A 2,563-nucleotide genomic window follows, 5' to 3' on the forward strand; every position below is an offset into this window, starting at 1 on the left:
TGAGAGACACACCCCCCCATACCCCCCAGCCACCGCCCGCCGCCCCCCCCCGCCCCCCCGGCCCGCGGCGGCTCCTCGCCGCCACGGTCGCCGGACTCACCGCGACGACGGTCCTCACCGTCGCCCCGGCCTCGGCGACCCCCACCGCACCGGCGACGGCGTCGTCCGCCGTCGTGTCCGCAGCCGACGCCGTCGTCGCCGCCGAGCAGGTCCTCACCTGGACCGCGGACAACAGCGTGACCGACTACAAGGCGTTCCCGGCGACGGCCGAGGCCGGCCCGGCGACGATCGTCTTCGAGAACAGCATGGCGACCGGCAGCACGTTCGGCATGAGCCACACGCTCACGTTCGACACGTCGACGCCGGGCTACAACCACGACGTGAACCTCAACATCCTCGCGAGCCCGTTCGACGCGAACGGCGGGCGCCACGAGGCCCAGGTGAACCTCACGCCGGGCAAGTACCGCTACTTCTGCGCGATCCCCGGGCACGGCGAGATGTGGGGCGAACTCGTCGTCACCGACGGCGGCGGCGGCGAGGACACCACGGCACCGTCCGTGACCGCTCTGGTCACCGGCGAGCAGGACGGCGACGGCGCCTACGTGGGCGGCGCGACCGTGACGCTCGACGCGACCGACGACGACTCCGGCGTGGCCGGTGTCGAGTACGACCTCGACGGCGCGGGCTGGCAGGCGTACACCGAGCCGTTCGTCGTCGACGCGGTCGGTGCGCACACGCTCCAGTTCCGCGCGACCGACGCGGCGGGCAACACGTCCGAGGCCCAGACCGCGGAGTTCACCGTCGTCGAGGGCGACGTCGAGGAGGACACCACCGCCCCGACCGTCGAGCCCATGGTCATGGGCGAGCAGGACGAGAACGGCGCGTACGTCGGTACGGCGGCCTTCATGCTCCACGCCGCGGACGAGGGTTCGGGCGTCGCGTCGGTCGAGTACCAGGTCGACGGCGACGCGTGGCTGCCCTACACGACGACCGTGCCCTTCACCGACCTCGGCGAGCACACCGTCTCCTACCGCGCGACCGACGTCGCGGGCAACGTGTCCGAGGTCGGCTCGGTGACCTTCACGGTCGTCGAGGGCGGCGAGCAGGACACGACCGCCCCGACGGTCACGGCCGAGGTCACGGGGGAGCAGGACGACAACGGCGCGTTCGTCGGGTCCGCCACGGCGACGCTCACCGCGACGGACGACGCGTCCGGCGTGGAGAGCGTCGAGTACGACCTCGACGGCGCCGGCTGGGCCCCGTACACCGAGCCCCTCGTGGTCGACGAGCCCGGCGAGCACACGCTCGTCTACCGGGCCACCGACGCCGCGGGCAACGTCTCCGAGGACACCGTCACGGAGTTCGTCGTCGTGGCGGACGCCGAGGAGGACACCACGGCCCCGGTCGTCGCGAACGAGCTCAGCGGCACGCAGGACGAGAACGGCGCCTACGTGGGCTCCGCGTCCGTGCTCCTCACCGCGACCGACGAGGGCTCGGGCGTCGCGTCCGTCGAGTACGACCTCGACGGCGCGGGCTGGACCCCGTACACCGAGGCCGTCGTGGTCGACGAGCCGGGCCAGCACACGCTCGCCTACCGTGCGACCGACGAGGCGGGCAACGTCTCCGAGCCCGCGAGCGTCACGTTCTCCGTCGTCGAGGGCGACGGGAGCGACACCGTCGCCCCCACGGTCGACCACCGCGTCATGGGCGGCGAGAAGAACGAGGCGGGCGAGTACCTCTCGACCGTCTTCGTGCGCCTGCTCGCGAAGGACGCCGACTCGGGCGTCGCCTCGGTCGAGTACCAGGTGGACGGCGGCGAGTGGACGCCCTACTCGAAGCAGATCTCGGTGCGGACCCCGGGTGCGCACACCGTGACCTACCGCGCGACCGACGCGGCGGGCAACGTCTCCGCCCCGCAGACGGTCTCGTTCGTCATCGCGGGCGGCGAGGAGCCGGGCGACACCGACGGCCCCGTCGTCACGGCGGGCGTCAGCGGCAGCCGCACCCGCGACGGCGACTTCGTCGCGAGCGCGCGCGTCACGCTCACGGCGGTCGACGAGGAGTCGGGCGTCGACCGCATCGAGTTCCAGGCGAACGACGGCGCGTGGCAGCGCTACGCGGCCCCGGTCGCGTTCGCGGCCGACGGCCAGCACGTGGTCCGCTACCGCGCGGTCGACGGCGTCGGCAACGTCACGACCGGCGAGGTGACCTTCACGGTCCTCCAGCTCGTCCGCGACCGTTGCGTCGGGTCGGACATCCGCCCGACGGTGATCATCGACGGCCACGACAGCACGGTGCAGAACTACGACGACGGCACCGGCTGCACGGTCAACGACCACATCGCCGAGACCGACGAGTACTCGACGCACCGTGAGTTCGTGGACCACGTGAGCCTCGTGACCGAGGACCTCGTCCTCGACGGCGTCCTCGACGACGCCGAGCGCGAGCTCGTCATCGCTGCGGCCGAGCTGTCCGACATCGGTCGCCGCTGACCGACGCCTGACGGTCTGACCTGACCAGTCCGATCGACGACGGCCCGGACCCGCACCCCCAGGTGCGGGCC

At 72.6% G+C, this 2,563-nt stretch carries 1 protein-coding gene; it reads left to right on the forward strand.

What is annotated here, in order from left to right:
* Positions 1 to 173 precede the first annotated feature (173 nt).
* Positions 174 to 2,492, forward strand: a complete 2,319-nt coding sequence (locus ACFWH7_RS20965) for a chitobiase/beta-hexosaminidase C-terminal domain-containing protein (RefSeq protein ID WP_378219611.1) — start codon at positions 174 to 176, stop codon at positions 2,490 to 2,492.
* Positions 2,493 to 2,563: the final 71 nt, after the last annotated feature.

Source organism: Cellulosimicrobium cellulans (assembly GCF_042723955.1).
Taxonomy (GTDB): domain Bacteria; phylum Actinomycetota; class Actinomycetes; order Actinomycetales; family Cellulomonadaceae; genus Cellulosimicrobium; species Cellulosimicrobium cellulans_H.